Annotated in this window: 9 protein-coding genes; 4 read left to right on the top strand and 5 right to left on the bottom strand. The window is 46.8% G+C overall.

Annotated features, from left to right (window positions below; all coding sequences use genetic code 11):
* Positions 1–11: 11 nt before the first annotated feature.
* Positions 12–2,189, bottom strand: a complete 2,178-nt coding sequence (locus tag ACQRBJ_RS10525; protein WP_295345992.1) for a GH92 family glycosyl hydrolase — start codon at positions 2,187–2,189, stop codon at positions 12–14.
* Between the two features lie 470 nt (positions 2,190–2,659).
* On the opposite strand from ACQRBJ_RS10525, the gene asnB reads away from it, so the two are divergent.
* The 4 genes from asnB (at position 2,660) to ACQRBJ_RS10505 (ending at position 12,152) form a co-directional block, all read left to right on the top strand.
* Entirely contained in the window at positions 2,660–4,450 is a 1,791-nt protein-coding gene (gene asnB / locus ACQRBJ_RS10520) for an asparagine synthase B (protein WP_445303580.1), read from the top strand.
* A gap of 195 nt (positions 4,451–4,645) precedes the next feature.
* On the top strand, positions 4,646–9,169 hold the full coding sequence (gene gltB, locus ACQRBJ_RS10515) for a glutamate synthase large subunit (RefSeq protein WP_445303579.1): 4,524 nt from the start codon (positions 4,646–4,648) through the stop codon (positions 9,167–9,169).
* A 187-nt stretch (positions 9,170–9,356) separates the two neighbouring features.
* Positions 9,357–10,700, top strand: a complete 1,344-nt coding sequence (locus ACQRBJ_RS10510; protein ID WP_294969493.1) for a glutamate synthase subunit beta — start codon at positions 9,357–9,359, stop codon at positions 10,698–10,700.
* A gap of 396 nt (positions 10,701–11,096) precedes the next feature.
* Positions 11,097–12,152: a glycoside hydrolase family 43 protein gene (locus ACQRBJ_RS10505; protein ID WP_445303578.1), complete on the top strand. Its 1,056-nt coding sequence runs from the start codon at positions 11,097–11,099 to the stop codon at positions 12,150–12,152.
* Positions 12,153–12,253: 101 nt separating this feature from the next.
* On the opposite strand, the gene ACQRBJ_RS10500 is transcribed toward ACQRBJ_RS10505, so the two are convergent.
* From ACQRBJ_RS10500 to ACQRBJ_RS10485, 4 genes are all read right to left on the bottom strand, one after another.
* Positions 12,254–13,309: a hypothetical protein gene (locus ACQRBJ_RS10500; protein WP_441937191.1), complete on the bottom strand. Its 1,056-nt coding sequence runs from the start codon at positions 13,307–13,309 to the stop codon at positions 12,254–12,256.
* Between the two features lie 81 nt (positions 13,310–13,390).
* The gene (locus ACQRBJ_RS10495; protein ID WP_445303577.1) at positions 13,391–14,554 is read right to left on the bottom strand and encodes a T9SS type A sorting domain-containing protein; all 1,164 of its coding nucleotides are present in this window, start codon (positions 14,552–14,554) and stop codon (positions 13,391–13,393) included.
* A 107-nt stretch (positions 14,555–14,661) separates the two neighbouring features.
* Complete coding sequence (locus ACQRBJ_RS10490; RefSeq protein WP_445303576.1) at positions 14,662–15,798, bottom strand: OmpA family protein; 1,137 nt, start codon at positions 15,796–15,798, stop codon at positions 14,662–14,664.
* 43 nt (positions 15,799–15,841) lie between these two features.
* A complete protein-coding gene (locus tag ACQRBJ_RS10485; protein WP_445303575.1) occupies positions 15,842–17,995 on the bottom strand; it encodes a hypothetical protein in 2,154 nt (717 codons plus the stop codon).
* Positions 17,996–18,570: the final 575 nt, after the last annotated feature.

Below are 18,570 nucleotides of genomic sequence, written 5' to 3'. Positions count from 1 at the left end.
GTTAGTTCATATTATGGTCGGTCGGCAGGACGTGTTCCCCACTTGGATGGCTGGCTGCCCATCTGGAGTTCCAGGGTGCCACCCTTCATGATGTCGTTATACATGATGTACGACTTGGTGTATGGCTTGCCGTTCAGCTTGGCATGCTGGATATACATGTTCTCCTTGCTGTTGTCCTTGCAGATGATGCTGAAGGTCTTGCCCTTGCCTATGTTCAGCGATGCCTTGTCGAAGATAGGACTGCCGATGATATACTTGCCGCCGGCTGGCTCTACCTGATAGAGACCTAAGGAAGAAAGAATGTACCATGCCGACATCTGACCCACGTCTTCATTGCCGCTCAATCCGTCGAAATCGTCCTTATACATCTCGTCCATGGTCTGGCGCAGCAGGCGGGCTCCCTTCCAAGGCTGGCCCACATAGTTGTACATGTAGAGCACCTGGTGGCTAGGCTCATTGCCGTGAGCATACTGACCGATGAGACCTGAGATATCAGGAGATGCATTATCGCCCATGTTTCCGGTGACGATGAAGAGCGAATCGAGCTTGGTTACAAACTTCTGCTCGTTGCCGAAGAGCTTTACGAGTCCGTGAACATCATGTGGCACCAGCCAGGTGTATTGCCATGCATTTCCTTCGGTGTAGTCATCGTCACGATGTTCGGCAGAGAATGGGTCGAATGGAGTACGGAACTTGCCGTCGGAACCGATGCCGCGCATGAATCCGGTTTCCTTGTCGAAGTATTTGCTGTAAGATTTAGATCTCTTCTCGAAATATTTGGCATCTTCCTTCTTGCCTAACATGCGAGCCACCTTTGCCACGCAGGCATCAGCCAGAGCATATTCCAGACCCTTTGCCACGGTTTCCTTGGTCTTTTCCTTGTCGTAAGGCAGATAACCGTATTTCTTGAGCAGACCCAGACCACGGTCTTCGCGCAGAGCCGATTGCTTCAGTGCCTCGTAAGCGCCTTCCTTATCCTTTACATAGCCCTTCAATACCATGTCGGCAAGCACAGGAATGCCTGGGTTGCCCACCATGCAGTTGGTTTCGTTACCCATCAGATGCCATACTGGCAACTGGCCCTGCTGGCGATAGATGTTGATGAAGGTGCTTGCCATATCTGGCAGCATATCGGTGTGAATCATCGTCATCAGCGGATGAGCCGCACGATAGGTATCCCAGAGTGAGAGGGTGGTGTAGTTGGTAAAGTTGCCGTCATGCACCTTGCCGTCGGCACCACGATACTGTCCGTTGATATCTGAGAACACGGATGGAGCGGTCATGCTGTGATACATCGCAGTGTAGAAGATGCGGCGGGATACGGAGTCGTTGGTCTCGATGTTCACCTTAGCCAATTCCTTGTTCCATGCTTCGTCAGCGTCAGCCACCACCTGTCGGAAATCCCAGCCTGGAATCTCCTTCTGCAAATTCTGTTTGGCGTTCTCGGCGCTTACAGCCGACATGCCCGTCTTGACCAGCAATGGTTTGGTAACATCTGCTGCAGTAATCAACCATCTTCCGGTTCCCAATGGCTTCACGGTGACAGGCTGTGAGAATTCAGCGAAGAAGAATGCCTTCTGGTCGTTTGCCCAACCCTTGGAGAAGCGATGACCTGCCATAGTGGTAGATGTAATCTTGTCTACGTTGTACTCCTTTGCCGCATCCCATCCGATGCCCTGCTTCAGGTCGAGCACCAGCTGTGCCTGCTGTGCATCTGCACCGAAGGTGTAGCGCTGGAATCCGGCACGCTGGGTGGCAGTGAGCTCTACCCATACGTTAGGCTGCTGCAGTTTTACGGCATAATAGCCCGGGCGCACATTCTCGTTGGCATGACTGAAGAGGATTTCCTTCTGGTTGGCATCGGTTACAGGCAGGAATGCCACGTCGCCCAGGTCACCGATACCGGTACCGCTGAGGTGTTGGTGACCGAAACCGATGAGTACGGAGTCTGAGTGATGATAACCGGAACACCAGTCCCAGCCACGGGATGGTTCGGTAGGACCCAGCTGTACATATCCGAACGGAACGTTAGCTCCGAGGAATACGTGACCGTGACCACCCGTTCCGATTCTAGGGTTGACAAACTGTGTGAGATTGCTTGATTTTGCCTGTTGAGCAAAGGATGCCTGTGTGAAGCCACCAGCTATCACGCAAGTCATCATGAATAGGTTTATAAGTTTCTTTCTCATATTGTTATAGTAACATCTACGGAATAATTGAATAAATTAGGTTATTTGTAATAAAACTAATAATACTGCAAAGATACGAAAAAAATGGGAAAAACGGCACAATCCTATATATTTTTTAACTAAACTTTCATCGTATTGATATGGATTGCAGTATGATGTTTGTCCCTACGCCCTGCCCTTTCAGAGCGTAGGGATTTCTGTTGAATTAATGCTTTTATCTTATTTTTCTCTCTTTGTGTTATTCTGTAATGATTGGCGTGATTTACGCTTTCAAAATAAAAGATTAAATAGGTAGTTATGTGTAAAAATGTAATTGAGTTTCTTTTCTTAAGACAAAAGGTAACGAAAATCTTTTGTATATTATCAAAAAGTAGTAATTTTGCACCCGAAACTTAGCAAAATGATATTGAAAGCGAGTTTCTGATAAGAATTAGAGTTATAAATAACCGTAAAAGAAAGGAAAAGATATTATGTGTGGAATCGTATCTATCTTCAATATTCAGGAGCAAACTCCTGAATTGCGACAGCAAGCGCTTCGTATGAGCCAGAAGATCCGTCACCGCGGACCAGACTGGAGCGGCATCTATTGTGGTGGTTCTGCTATCCTGGCACATGAGCGTCTGAGTATTGTTGACCCGGAAAGTGGTCGCCAACCTTTGTTTGCACCAGACAAAAAACAGGTGCTTGCCGTAAACGGTGAGATTTATAATCATCAGAATATCCGTGCCCGTTTTGCTGGCAAATACCAGTATCAGACCGGTTCCGACTGCGAGGTGATTCTTTCTCTCTATCGTGAGATGCGAGCAGATTCCGACTTTGATACCTTAATATATAAAGGTGAGGATGCGCTCCACGCCCGTATCTCCAAGATGCTTGAAGAGCTGAACGGTATCTTTGCCTTCGCTCTTTACGATGCAGAGCGTGATGAGTTCCTCATCGCCCGAGACCCAATCGGTGTGATTCCTCTTTATATCGGTTATGATAAAGATGGAAAGGTGCTGGTGGCAAGTGAGTTGAAGGCATTGGAAGGTCAGTGCGACCACTATGAGCCATTCCTCCCAGGTCATTATTATTATAGCAAGAATCCTGGCATGAAGCGTTACTATACCCGCGAGTGGTTTGAGTATGCTGCCATGCAGAAAAAATATCAGATTGATGATGCCAAGAAAGCTGAAGAGCAGTTGAAGGGTGCTGAACCTCAGGAGAAAGCTGCGGTAAAGGAAATCCACGATGCACTCGAAGCTTCTGTCAAGCGCCAGTTGATGAGCGATGTACCATACGGTGTACTTCTCAGTGGTGGTCTTGATTCTTCAGTCATCTCTGCCGTAGCCGAGAAATTCTCTTCTACCCGTGTAGAGAACGGTGGCGAGACCAAGGCCTACTGGCCACGTCTGCACTCCTTCGCCGTAGGTTTGAAGGGTGCGCCTGATTTGGCAAAGGCACGACTGGTAGCCGGGCACATCGGAACCGTGCATCACGAAATCAACTACACCATCCAAGAAGGATTGGATGCCATCCGTGATGTCATCTACTTCATCGAGACCTACGATGTAACCACCGTGCGTGCCTCTACCCCGATGTATCTGCTGGCGAGAGTCATCCGCAGCATGGGTATCAAGATGGTGCTTTCGGGCGAGGGTGCCGACGAGGTGTTCGGAGGCTATCTCTACTTCCACAAGGCACCGGATGCCAAGGCTTTCCATGAGGAAACCGTACGCAAGCTCGGCAAACTCTATCTCTACGATTGCCTGAGAGCCAACAAGAGTCTGGCTGCATGGGGCATCGAGGGCCGTGTGCCTTTCCTCGACAAGGAGTTCCTGGATGTAGCGATGGGCATGAACCCGGTATTGAAGATGTGTCCGAACAAGACCATCGAGAAGAAGGTGGTTCGTGAGGCATTCGCCGATCTGCTTCCTGAAGAAGTGGCATGGCGACAGAAGGAGCAGTTCTCCGATGGAGTGGGCTATTCATGGATTGACACCCTGAAGCAGATTACCGCTTCTGCCGTAAGCGATGAGCAGATGGCGCATGCTGCCGAGCGATTCCCTATCAATCCTCCACAGAACAAGGAGGAGTACTATTATCGCTCTATATTCGCCGAGCATTTCCCAAGCGACAGTGCTGCCAAGAGCGTGCCTAGCGTTCCTAGCGTGGCATGTTCTACAGCCGAAGCCCTTGCCTGGGATGCTTCTTTCAAGAATCAGAACGACCCTAGCGGCAGAGCCGTTGCGGGAGTCCATCAAGAAGCTTATAAGAAGTAAAGTGAATTATCAGGAAGATTTATTCGAGATTATTTTTTAAAGTCAAGAATTAGAGAATTTTTTCTCAGTCTTGAAATTCTCATTGTTATCTTTATGAGAAGCAAGAATGAAAATTCTCTAATTCTTGATAAAAAGAATAGTCTTGATAAAATGAGTATTAAGTTATAGAAATAACCGATATAAAACGAACAAGAAATGGAAAAAGGATTGTACAGTTCTGCCTATGAGCACGATGCGTGTGGCGTAGGTATGGTGGTGAATATCCACGGTAACAAGAGTCATGAGCTGGTCGATAATGCCTTGAAGGTACTCGAAAACATGCGCCATCGTGGTGCCGAGGGTGCCGATAACAAGACGGGTGACGGTGCCGGTATCATGCTCCAGATTCCACATGAGTTTATTCTTCTTCAGGGTATCCCTGTGCCTGAGAAGGGAAAATACGGAACGGGTCTCGTCTTCTTGCCTAAGGACGAGAAGAAACAGCAGGATATCCTCTCTATCATGATCGAGGAAATTGAGCGCGAGGGATTGCAGCTGATGCACCTGCGCAATGTGCCTACCAACCCAGACTGTCTGGGTGAGGCTGCATTGAGCAACGAACCTGCCATCAAACAGGTGTTCATCACGGGTGTTACCGATGATAAGGTGCCTGTCTTCGAGCGCACCCTCTATCTCATCCGTAAGCGTATCGAGAAACGAATCAGCGATCCTGATTTCTATATCTGTTCGTTGTCTAATTCGAACATCGTATATAAGGGTATGTTGAGCAGCCTCCAGCTGCGTCAGTACTATCCTGATTTGACCAATAATTATTTTACAAGCGGTTTGGCATTGGTTCACTCCCGCTTCTCTACCAACACCTTCCCAACATGGAGTCTGGCTCAGCCATTCCGTCTCCTTGCACACAATGGTGAGATCAACACCATCCGTGGTAACCGTGCCTGGATGAAGGCTCGTGAGAGTGTGTTGGGCAGTGAGGCTTTGGGCGATATCCGTGAGATTTCTCCTATCGTTCAGCCTGATATGAGTGATTCGGCAAGTCTCGACAATGTATTCGAGTTCTTCGTAATGAGCGGTCTGTCATTGCCTCATGCCATGGCTGTGATGGTACCTGAGAGTTTCAACGACAAGAACCCTATCTCTGAGGATCTGAAGGCTTTCTATGAGTACCACTCTATCCTGATGGAGCCATGGGATGGTCCTGCCGCCCTGCTCTTCAGCGATGGCCGTTATGCCGGTGGTATGCTCGATAGAAACGGTCTGCGCCCTGCACGCTACACCATCACCAAGAACGATATGATGGTTGTGGCTTCTGAGGTGGGCGTGATGGATTTCGACCCAACCGAGATTGCCGAGAAGGGCCGTCTGCAGCCTGGTAAGATTCTCCTGATTGATACCCAGGAAGGCAAGATTTACTATGATGGCGAAATCAAGGAGCGCCTGGCTGAGCAGCATCCTTACCGCCAGTGGCTGAACACCAACCGTATTGAACTGGAAAAGCTGCGTAGCGGACGAAAAGTGGAAAACGCTGTAGAAAACCTCACTCGCAAGGAATTGGAGTTCGGTTTTGGCGAGGAAGACATCGATGGTACCATCATCCCGATGGCTACTAAGGGTCAGGAGCCTACTGCATCCATGGGTAATGATACTCCGCTTGCCGTGCTTTCAGACCAGCCACAGATTTTCTTCAACTACTTCCGTCAGCAGTTTGCTCAGGTTACCAACCCTGCTATCGACTCTATCCGTGAGAACCTCGTGATGAGTCTTACCGAGTATATCGGTAGAGTAGGTTCCGGCATTCTGAACCCAGACGAGAGCAACTGCAAGATGGTTCGTCTGCCACATCCTATCTTGACCAATACCCAGCTGGATATCCTTCAGAATATCCGCTACAAGGGATTCAATACGGTGAAACTCCACATGCTCTTCGAAACCGCCAAGGGCGAAGAAGGACTGCATGAAGCTCTGGATGAGCTCTGCAAGCAGGCTGCCCAGAGCGTGGATGATGGTTACAACTACATCATCTTGAGCGACCGTGGCGTGGATGAGACCCATGCCGCCATTCCATCTCTGCTCGCCGTGAGTGCCGTACATCATTATCTGATTGATGCCGGCAAGCGTGTGCAGACTGCCCTCATCGTTGAGAGCGGTGAGATTCGTGAGGTAATGCATGCAGCCCTGTTGTTGGGTTACGGTGCATCAGCCCTCTGTCCATACCTGACATACGCCATCCTCGACGACCTGGTAAAGAAGGGAAAGATTCAGGAGGATTACCATACAGCCGAGCAGAACTACATCAAGGCTGTGAAGAAGGGCTTGTTCAAGATTATGGCTAAGATGGGTATCTCTACCATCCGAAGCTATCGTGGTGCCAAAATCTTCGAGAGCATCGGCTTGAGCGAGAGTCTGCTGAAGAGCTACTTCGGAACAGAGGTGAGCACCATCGGCGGTATCGGACTCGAAACCATCGCCCGTGATGCCATCCGCCTGCACGACAAGGCATTCGAGACCAAGAAACTCGACTTCCTGCCAAGTATGGGACAGTTCCACTATCGCAAGGATGGTATCAAGCACGCTTGGAACCCAGAGACCATCGCCACCCTGCAGCTCGCAACCCGCAAGGGCGATTACGATCTCTTCAAGAAATATACACATCTCGTTGACGATAAGCAGGAGCCTATCTTCATCCGCGACTTCTTCAGCTTCCGCAAGAATCCTATCTCTATAGATAAGGTGGAGCCAGTAGAGGAAATCGTGAAGCACTTCGTTACCGGTGCGATGAGTTTCGGTGCCCTCTCTAAGGAGGCTCACGAGGCAATGGCACTCGCCATGAACGCCCTGGGCGCTCGAAGCAATACCGGTGAAGGTGGTGAGGATAACGAGCGATTCCATTCTACACAGGATGGCATCAGCCTCTCCAGCAAGACCAAGCAGGTGGCTTCCGGTCGATTTGGTGTGACAACAGAATATTTGGTAAATGCAGAGGAAATCCAGATCAAGGTGGCACAGGGTGCTAAACCGGGTGAGGGTGGTCAGTTGCCTGGCTTCAAGGTCAACGAGGTCATCGCCAAGACCCGTCACTCTATCCCTGGCATCAGCCTGATTTCTCCTCCACCTCATCACGATATCTACAGTATCGAGGATTTGGCTCAGCTCATCTTCGACCTCAAGAATGTGAACCCTAAGGCGGCTATCTCCGTGAAGTTGGTAGCTGAGAGTGGTGTGGGTACCATCGCTGCCGGTGTGGCTAAGGCGAAGGCTGACCTCATCGTTATCTCTGGTGCTGAGGGTGGTACAGGTGCCAGCCCTGCATCTAGTATGCGTTTCGCAGGTATCTCTCCTGAAATTGGACTTTCTGAAACCCAGCAGACTCTTGTGAAGAATGGTCTTCGTGGTCAGGTTCGTCTGCAGGTAGATGGTCAGTTGAAGAGCGGTCGTGACATCATCCTGATGGCTTTGCTCGGTGCTGAGGAATTCAGTTTCGGTACGGCAGCCCTCATCGTTTTGGGTTGTGTCATGATGCGTAAGTGTAATCTGAATACCTGTCCTATGGGTGTTGCTACACAGGATCCTAAGCTCCGTGCGCACTTCCGTGGCAGCTACAAGTACCTCATCAACTACTTCCGCTTCCTCGCCGAGGAGGTTCGTGAGTATCTAGCTGAGATGGGTTATACCTCATTGAACGATATCATCGGTCATACCGAGCTCATCGTCCGCAAGAAGGATGAGGAGATTGTTCCTACCGAGGGTGCTGATGCCGTAGAGCCAGAGGTGGCCAAGAGCATCGAGGAGAAGGCAGACTTGCTCGATTTCTCTCGCTTGCTGCATCGTGAGACAGGTCATTGCTCACTCTATCATACTACTGAGCAGATTCATGACCTCGACAATGTACTCGACCAGCAGATTATCCGTGGTGCACAGCGTGCCATCGAGAACCAGGAAGAAGTGAACCTCGACTTCGCCATCAAGAATACTGACCGTGCTGCCGGTGCGATGCTGAGCGGTATGATTGCCGAGAAATATGGTGAGGCTGGTCTTCCTGACAAGACCGTAAACGTGAAGTTCAAGGGTTCTGCAGGTCAGAGCTTCGGTGCCTTCCTGGTCAAGGGAGTGGATTTCAAACTCGAGGGTGAGACCAATGACTATTTTGCCAAGGGACTTTCAGGAGGTCGTATTTCCATCCTTCCTCCTATCCGCAGCAACTTCTCTGCCGAGGATAATATCATCGCCGGTAACACCGGTCTGTATGGTGCCACAAGTGGTGAGTTGTATATCAATGGTAAGGTAGGCGAGCGCTTTGGTGTTCGTAACTCCGGTGCCATCGCCGTGATTGAGGGTGCTGGTGACCACTGCTGCGAGTATATGACGGGCGGTAGAGTAGTAGTTCTCGGTGAAACCGGCCGTAACTTCGCCGCTGGTATGAGTGGTGGTGTTGCCTACGTATGGGATAAGAACCACAACTTCGATTACTTCTGTAACATGGATATGGTGGAGATCAACCTCGTGGAGGATAGCACCTATCGCAAGGAGTTGCACGAGCTGATCCGTCAGCATTATCTCTACACCGGCAGTAAGCTCGCCCGAACCATGCTCGATGACTGGAACCACTACGTAGAGGATTTCATCCAGGTAGTGCCAATCGAGTACAAGCGAGTTCTCCAGGAGGAACAGGTAAAGAAGTTGCAGCAGAAGATTGCGGATATGCAGCGAGACTATTAATAAAAGGTAAAAAGGTAAAAGGGTAAAAAGAACCTTATCCCCTTTCCTTTGCCTTAAGTCCGGTAAAATGCGAGTAACAAATAAATTAATAATAAAGGTAACATAAGGTTTAAGTAAATAGCAACAAGCAGCAAGCAAGAATGTTCTTTTTACCTTTTTACCTTTTTACCCTTTTACTTTTAAAAAGATGGGAAATCCAAAAGCATTTTTGACTATACCTCGCAAGGAAGCAGGTTATAGACCAATTCACGATAGAATCCTCGACTTCAGCGAGGTAGAACAGACATTGAATAGCAACGACCGCCGACAGCAGGCTTCCCGTTGCATGGATTGTGGCGTGCCTTTCTGCCACTGGGCTTGTCCGCTGGGCAACAAGGCACCGGAGTGGAACGATGCCCTCTACAAGGGCGACTGGGAGTTGGCTTACCGTCTCCTCAATTCCACCAACGACTTCCCAGAGTTCACAGGACGCATCTGTCCTGCACTCTGTGAGAAGGCTTGTATCCTGAATCTCATGGATCATGAGCCAACCACTAACCGTGAGGATGAGTGCGCCATCGTGGAGCACGCCTTCTCTGAGGATTATGTGCATGTTGAGATTCCTGAGCGTAATGGCAAGACGGTGGCTGTCATCGGTGCCGGTCCTGCGGGACTGGTAGCTGCCAACCAGTTGAACCATAAGGGATATAAGGTAACTGTATTTGAGGCACGTGAGAACGCAGGTGGCTTGTTGCGTTATGGTATTCCTAACTTCAAGCTCAACAAAAGCATCATCGACCGCCGTCTCCGTCTTCTCGAAGAGGAGGGAATTGAATTCAAGTATAACCAGCAGATTGATGTTACCAAGTTGCCAGAAGGCTTCGATGCCTATGTGGTATCTACCGGTACGCCGACAGCCCGCGACCTGAAGATTCCTGGACGAGAGCTGAAGGGTGTTTATTTCGCCCTCGAACTGCTTTCTCAACAGAACCGTATCCTTGCTGGTATGGAGTTCTCTAAGGATGAGCTGGTTAACTGCAAGGGCAAGGATGTATTGGTAATCGGTGGTGGTGATACGGGTTCCGACTGTATCGGTACCGCTCATCGCCAGGGTTGCAAGAGTGTAACCCAGATCGAGATTATGCCTAAGCCGGTAGAGGGTCCTGAGGATCCTAAGAATCCTTGGCCAAACTGGCCTCGCACCCTGAAGACCACCTCCAGTCATGAGGAAGGTTGTACCCGTCGCTGGAACATCAACTCTCTGGAGTTCCTGGGAAAGAACGGAAAGCTGACAGGTGTGAAGGTTCAGCCTATCGACTGGAAGCCAAACCCTGAGGGTGGTCGTCCGTTGATGGTAGAGGCTGGTGAGCCGGAGATTATCAAGGCAGAGGCTGTATTCCTGGCAATGGGCTTCCTGAAACCTCAGCAGCCAGAGTTTGCTGAGAATGTCTTCGTGGCAGGTGATGCAGCCAGCGGTGCCTCTTTGGTAGTACGTGCCATGGCAAGCGGCAGAAAGATTGCTGCCCAGGTTGACAAGTTCTTAAACAAGTAATTTCCGGATATTCACGAAGTAAGCTTCATTGGCAAACGCAAGTATTTGCAATGATCATCGTAAGTACTTGCATTGAGATGAATCAAATAAATCGGTTATTTATAACTATAAGTAGGGGAGACGGACCTTGTGATGAGGTTTGCCTCCCTTTTTCTCGTCCTCCCTTTTCCTCGTTTCCCTTTCTTCGTCCTCCTTTCCTCGTCCTCCTTTCCCCCCTTTCGCCCCCGTTCCAGGAGATTCCATCGCCTGTTCCCCCGAGCATAAATCGTTCAAAAAGGAGTATTTTCCGATAAAACTATAGCTCTGTAGCCTTCTTGATTTGGTAGTCTCAAATAAAAAGTGTAATTTTGCACCCAATAATTCGACTAATAATAATTAAACTAAGAAGATCAAGAAATGAAGAAGAAATTATCAAACGTTCTCTTGGCGTTGGCTGCCTTCATGCCAATGACCGCACAGAATCTTGTAAAGGGAGATTATGGCTATCTCTACTGTCACATGAGTGATAAGGGTGAATGGACAGCCTATGCTGTTTCTCGTGATGGCTACAACTATCAGGATATCAACGAGGGTAAACCTATCTTCGACCCAGAGGAGCATGCCCGTATCGAAGGCGGTACCCGCGATGCTTACATCACCCGTACCCATGACGGCAAAGGCTATATTATGGTTACTACTGATATGTGCGTTCGTAAGAGCCACAAATGGGACAATTATGGCATTGACCTCCTGAAGAGTAAGGACCTGATTCATTGGACCAGCGTTACCTTCGATTATCGTAAGGGTATGCAGAACTTCTGCGATGCTGCCACTGCTCAGTCTCCTTATAAAGACTGGAGTACTATCAACCGTGTCTGGGCACCTCAGATTTTTTGGGATTCTGATTATCGCTGGGAAAATGGTGAGAAGGGTGGATACATGATTTACTATTCTATGCTCAACCGTGCAGAGGAAAAGTACGACCGCATGTACTACAGCTATGCTGATAAGACTTTCACCAAGATTACCACTCCAAAGTTGCTCTTCGACTGGGGATATGCTACCATCGATGCTGATATCAACTATCTCAAGAGCGATGGTCTCTTCCACATGCTTATCAAGAAAGAGGGAGGAAAGCCGGGTATTTATACCGCTACAAGCGAGTATTTGAATCATGGTTGGGGTGAGCCTGTAGAGAATGATTATGTCAGCTTCGAGGGCCGCAAGAATTGCGAGGGCAGCTCTGCCTTCCAGTTGATGGGTGATGATACCTGGCGAGTGGCTTATATCCAGTATAGCGACAACCCTAAGCACTATCGCATCTGTAAGGCTGATAAGTATCTCCGCAATTTCTCTGACCCTGTGGATATCAAGGGCGTAACAGGTCCTCAGCATGGTAGTTTTATGCGAATTACCAAGAAGGAATATCTGAATCTGCTGAAATGGGATAAGAAATTGAAAGAGCAGAAGTAAAAGAATATTAAGATATTTTTCATATCATCAATAAAAAACGCTAGAGTTTACGATTGTGAAACTCTAGCGTTTTTATGCTTTTATTGATATGATTCTTTATTTTAAAAACTGATTCTGCGGCTTAATCTCAATTCTAATACAGGATAAACCTTGAATCCTTTGAAGAACTTCACGTAGTCGCCTACCTTGCCCGGAATATTGTATACATCCTTTGCAAGGTTGACTCCTGGTTCAATCGTTTCGTTCTTGATAGCTTCCGTATAGTCCTCATTAGGTGAGAAAGTGACCTTGTGGATATCATTGGTTGTGATTCTTGGTGTGCCTCCCCAGAATAAAATACCGGCATCAAAAGAGATGTGGTAGATGTCATTGTCCCTGAAGAGTCGTCCACCGTAACCAAAGCCAAGATAGGGCTTGAAACTGTTTACACGGATGGTAGCTGAAACATTGTTGTTGGCATCTGGCTCCAGGCGGAAGATCGAGCCGTCTGTACGATTTCCCAAGCGAACACCCATTCTTCCGTAGCTCATAAACTTGTCGTACAATTCCTTACCTGCATAGAGATACTGGTCACCAATGTTCATGTAAGGAATGAAATTCTCGTAGGATGACTTCACGCGCTCATAGAGGTTGTTATACATGCTTACTGCTACTAGCGAGGTACCATCATAGATGGCATTCTCTGCCTTGGCTATTTTGGATGGTCCCCAATAGAAACCTGCTGTAATGTGCCAGTTCCTGTCTTGGAAAGGATGAACGTCCACCAACAGTTTGAAGTTGTTCATGGTGGGTGTTCCTGCCATGTCGATATCGCTGTCAACTCTGGTTCCTGTATATTCTTCCAGCATATTCGCCAGGTTGTTGAACTTTGCGGTTTCTTCTTCCTGAGATAACTTTTCATCACCCACTTGTACGCCAAAGTTCATGGTGACATGTGTGCGGGGCATCCAGGAATAACCGGTACGCAGGGTGACCATATCATTCACAGGTACAGCCACGTCGAAACCTATACCTGTTGTACCTGTAGTGATGGAGGCGTCTATGTTCTTGATCCATTTCTCTGCAGTTTGCTCCTTGCCAAGGTTCTCTGCGTTCTGCGCCATTGTCGTGAGAGATGGCAGCAATCCTACTGCCAAAGCTATCGAATATTTCTTCATAAATTATTGATTACATTAAATGAGGGTGCAAAGTTATGCAAAAAGCCCCAAAGTGGCAAGTATTTGGGGCTTTTTTGTTTCTTAAAGGGCTATTTTCTTGCCATTGACGATATATATTCCTTTTGGAAGGTCATCGATGGACTCTGCATTCTTCTTTACCAGTACTCCTGTCAACGAATAAACGGTGTATGTCGTCTTGCCAGGAGTGGTGCTGATGGTAGTGATTCCAGTAGCATATTCTGCTTCAGTCAGCAGGTTAAACTCCTTAGGGGCACTGTTTGATACAGGAAGATACCAGCTGTTGGCTGGAATTGCCAATGTGGTGAGATTATCTCCATTGGCATCTTCTTCTTTCCGCATGACGGTAGGGAGTTTATTGGTAGCTGCTGTTAACGACAACTTGCCTTCTGAATTGATATTCAGGGTGCGCATTTTTGTTGCGTCAAACTTGACAGAGTTAAATTTGCCACTCCATGGGTTGCCTACGCAGAAGTATACTCCTTTCAGCTTGTTGTCTTTAGGAGTTGCAGTCGAGCTGACAACAGGAGTGATTTGATTCTTGCTGATATCGGTAGAGGTGCATTCGATGATTACAGGAGTCTCGGCTGGAATAGTTCCTGTTAACTCTTGATAGGCTGCATTGCCCTTACCTTCATCAAACTTTGTGATGTAATAAGCCTTCATTCCCTGACTTAGGGTGTAGGCGAAACCGGTAAAGAGGGCTGCGTAATGCTTGTTGCCTACAGTTACGGTTGGTTTTACTCCCAGATAGTTGTCACTGTTGTTGATCGGAGTAACAATCCAGTTACTCTGTTTACCATTGGTAACTACCCAACTTTTGTCTTTAGAACTTTCTTTATCAGCCAACAATGCTTTTTGCCCCTTGAGTTCTTGCCAGGCTGTGTAATATTCACCTCTTGGGGTGATATAGATGTAGTAGTTTATCAATTCTTTGATGCTTGTACCTTGCGCTCCGATGTTGTAGCTTTCACCTCCTTTAGGATCCAGATAGAAGATACTTCCCGGGTCGCAGGAAATCTCATCCCAAAGAGCGTTGGTAAGCAAAGCGCTGCAGTCAGCGCTGGTACTTTGGTAATCGATACCTTTACTATCATTATCACTCAGTGACATCCATCTGGCTGAACTTGCATTTTTTATTCTGTAGAAACCGCTACCTGTAATCTGAGCTTGGGTGCTGAACATTACAGAACTGGCAAGCAGAAACATGTATATTCTCTTTTTCATTCTTGTTAGCTTTCTTGAAATTAGAAAATAACCGATCTCCATTGCTTACATGATAAGTATGAAGACCGGTTATAATTATTGCTTATTAATGATTATCTGATGGCTAATTACTTAGCAATACAGATTGTTACACGGTTCATGGCATTCTTTTCGAATGGCTGAACGCGTGAACCCATAGACTTCTTGATCATGCGGTTCTTAGCAACACCCTTAGCTGCAAGTGTGTTGTAAACAGTCTGAGCACGGCGAGCAGCAATCTTATCGTTGATTGCTGCGCTACCTGTTCCCTTGTCTGCATAACCTGTCAAAGTAATCTTTGCGTCTGGGTTCTCCTGCATGTAAGTAACAATCTCAGAAATCTTGTTTCTCTGAGACTTTGCGATGGTAGAGTTGCCGATTGTGAAGAAAATATCACGACGGAAGTTCTCTTCTGCAACCTCCTTAACCTCTTCCTTAACAGGAGCAACAACTGGCTTCTCGATGATGCGCTCGATAATCTTCTCTACTGGCTTTGGAGCAGGAACTACCTTAGTAGTATAGGTCTTGCCGAGAGCAATCTTAGCACCTACCAATGCGTTGAAATACCAGTCTGGGTTACCAGCCTTCTTTGAGTTGAAACGGTCGCTCAATGTGTTGGCTGAAAGTTCAACACCAATCTTTACTTTTTCGCTTACGCGGAAATCTACGTTAGCACCCAAACGTGCAGCGAAATGAGCTTTTGAACCATCCCAGAGATACTCCAATGGAGCATGTACGCCAACTGATGTAGCGTTGCTGACAGTCTTGTTAGCAAGGATAGCCTTCTGAGCGTCTGCTGCCTCGTCGTTACCCCAAGCGATGTTGGCACCGATACCTCCGAATACACCGAAATCTACTACGCGGTTAGGGTCGAAACCACAGAAGAGGTTAGAAAGGTTGAATGTAGCGTCAACCATAGGAGCTACATAGTTCCACTTCCACTTGTAGGTAGTGTTCTGAACCTTCTGACCAGCCTTGCTCTGCCATGTGTTGAGAGAAAGACGGGCACCTACAACCTTGTTGAAGTTGTAACCTAAACCAAGCTGAGCATTTGGTGACAACAATTTATCGAAAGAAATCTCACCCAAAGTGTACTGACCACCAACCTGTGCCTGTACATACCAGTGTGGATTGAAGACATTTACAGTCTTATCAGCTTCCTGGGCTGATGCACTGATGCAACCCATAGCTACTACACCTGACAGTAATATATTCTTGATTTTCATAATCTTTTCTTATTAATTTAATTGCCTATTATCGAATGTTTTATTACTTAACTGTAACGTAGAAGTTCTTCTCTACTACCTTACCAGAGTAATCGATAGCCTTGTAAACGATGGTATAGTTACCTGCCTTAGAAGCATTGAATACTACCTTCTGGATCTGACCGTTGAAAGCAGACTTTGTTGCCTTACCGTTTACCAGAATCTCAGCACCAGCCTCCTTAACGTACAACTGCTTCTTGTAAGCAGGAGCCAAAAGTTCAGCAGTGTAAGAAGTAGCAACCAATGGAGTTGCACCAACACCTACGAAACTTGTTGCGAAGTGACTACCTGTGCTGACGAAGTTCCATGAACCATTATCAGCCTTGAACATGATGGCTGGCTGCAAGTACTTGTTGACGTTCTTGATAACACCCTCTACCTTCTTGATCAAGTTGTTTACCGTAGCAACATTCTGGTCATACTTACCTGCTAATGTGTTAGCCCAATCGAGAGCTGTCTTCACAGGACCCAATGTTGTTGACAAGTTTTTGTTGAGGTCTGCGATAAGATCCTTCATGGTATCATCCTTCACCTTGATCTGATAGATGTATGTTTCCAAAGTTGTGCTGCCAGATGCGCTACCAGCCTCACCGTTAACTTCAATTGAGATGTCCTGGCTAGCTTTTTCCCAGCTTACGATATAAGCGTTCTTGATGGTGTTAAGCTTCTTGCCGTCAGAAATCTGGATGATGTCGAGATCTGTGCCATTAGCAACAATCTTTACACCAGGTACAGCTACTACTGTAGCAACCTCGATTGTCTTACCTGTTGATGGGTCGATAATGTTATTGAAGTCAAGACCACTGATACCTTTCAGCTTCTCTGACAAATTAGTTGGCAACATGAAACGGTCGAGGCTGAGGTTGTCGAGCTTGCTGTTGTTTGCCAAGAAATCGAAACTCAATGGCTTAACAGCAAATGCAGCCAGTTTGATCTCAGATGTAACAACCTTCTCTACTTCATTGCCATTCTGATCCTTCTGCTTCCAAGAAGCCTGGACACCGTATGCTGTCAACTGGTTGTTGAGGTTGCTATACAAAGCAGAAGCAAGACCAGAGAGGTTCAAGCTTGTTGACTTAGGATCCTGCAACTTAGCAAGTACATTCTTTGCAGCTTCCTTCAACTGCCCCTTGTTCATATCCAAACCGTCGTTCTGAGGATCTGTGCACTCAACAGGGATTGCATAGAAGCCATTAGCTGATGTAGCACGGGTGATACCATACTTCAGCACCTTGTCTGTAACAACTGGTGCGCCCAACTTGAAGCCTGGAGCGTCGTTGCCCTGACTGTCAACCAATCTGAATGTGATATTAGATGGGTCTACGTTTGCTGGGTTGATATTGATGTAGATGTTACCTGCGTCAGACTTGATAAGCTTGCCGCCTTTTACCTCAAAATCCTCATCACCTGAAGCTGGAACGCCCCAGTATGCAGAAAGGATATTAGCCTGTGAACCCAGGAATGCGGCATTCTCGTAACCTGTAACAGGGCAATCTGTTGCCTGGATTACGATGCCTGAAACGTTGTTATTCAAGATAGCATAGATAGCATCAAGCTGTTCACTCATGGTCGTCAACTGATCATTGATAATATCTATGGCATCCTTCAAAGTGCTGATGTCGCCCTCACCAGCCAATTTGCCATAGAGCTTTTCGTTGAGTTCATCAAGCTTTTTCTGCAACTCATCAACCTCTTTAGATTTAGTCTTGAGCTCAGCGATATCCTGAATAGCCTGGTTCAACTTTGCAAGTTCAGTAGGAAGCTGACCGTTAATTTTGTTAACTGCTTCCTCCAATGCTGTAGCTCTATCTCCAAGCGCACCAATTGATTCATTAAGTTGTGTGTTGAGTTTTTGGAACTTCTCAGTCCAAGTTCCGTTCAAGTTCTCGATAGCAGCCTTATTTGCAGCAACCTGTGCTTCAAGTGCATCAATCTTGTCCTTGTTGGTTGCAACATCGCTCTTCAGGTCGTCGATGTTTGCCTGCAACTGCTGGTTTGCCAACTTCAAAGCGTCAAGCTGCTTTGCAACTGCATCTGCAATAGAAATGCTAGCGTTATAAGCATTGTCGCTTTCGTGGTCTGTACAAGACACAAAAGTGCTAGCTCCACCCATCAAGAGGGCAGAGAAGAGCAAAATACTAGTTAATTGTCTTTTCATTTTTTATTAAAAATTTAATTAAACTTATGTTGTCTAACTCTAAATATGTCGTTCATGACCCTCTTATACAATAGCATTTAGTTGCTTTGTTGTTTTAGGTCACGCTTTGACATTACATTCTTAGCTCGTTATTTTTTTCTTATTAAATTGTATATATACCGCTGCAAAGTTATAGTTTTTTTTTCAATTGGAAAGATTTTCAAGCACTTAATTGCGGAAAATGTGCTATTTTTTATATTTTTTAAGCATTCAAGCCGCCCATGTCTGCTATTTTATGGCGAGTTGCCTGTTAATAGGTAAAATTATGTTTTAGAATAGTTGATTTAGTTCAATTCGTATCCTGGCATCATTTAAATCAATTTGTCTATATACCTATTATAAAAATATACGTGTTAAAGTATAGGTGTATAATGAAGTTATTCTTGGTGGCTTCATTCCCCTTTTCAAATACGGTGTGTACAAGCACATGTTTTGCGTAATATAAAAAGAGGTGTAATACGGATAAGGCATGTTTTAAGTATTTATGAGTGTTAAAATATATCTGTTTATCGAACTTTTTTGCCGAAGAATTTGGT

Origin of the sequence: Prevotella sp. SGI.167 (genome assembly GCF_050313615.1) — a bacterium.
Taxonomy (GTDB): domain Bacteria; phylum Bacteroidota; class Bacteroidia; order Bacteroidales; family Bacteroidaceae; genus Prevotella.
Note: the sequence above shows the minus strand (reverse complement) of the source record. Positions and strands in the feature narration are given on the sequence as shown.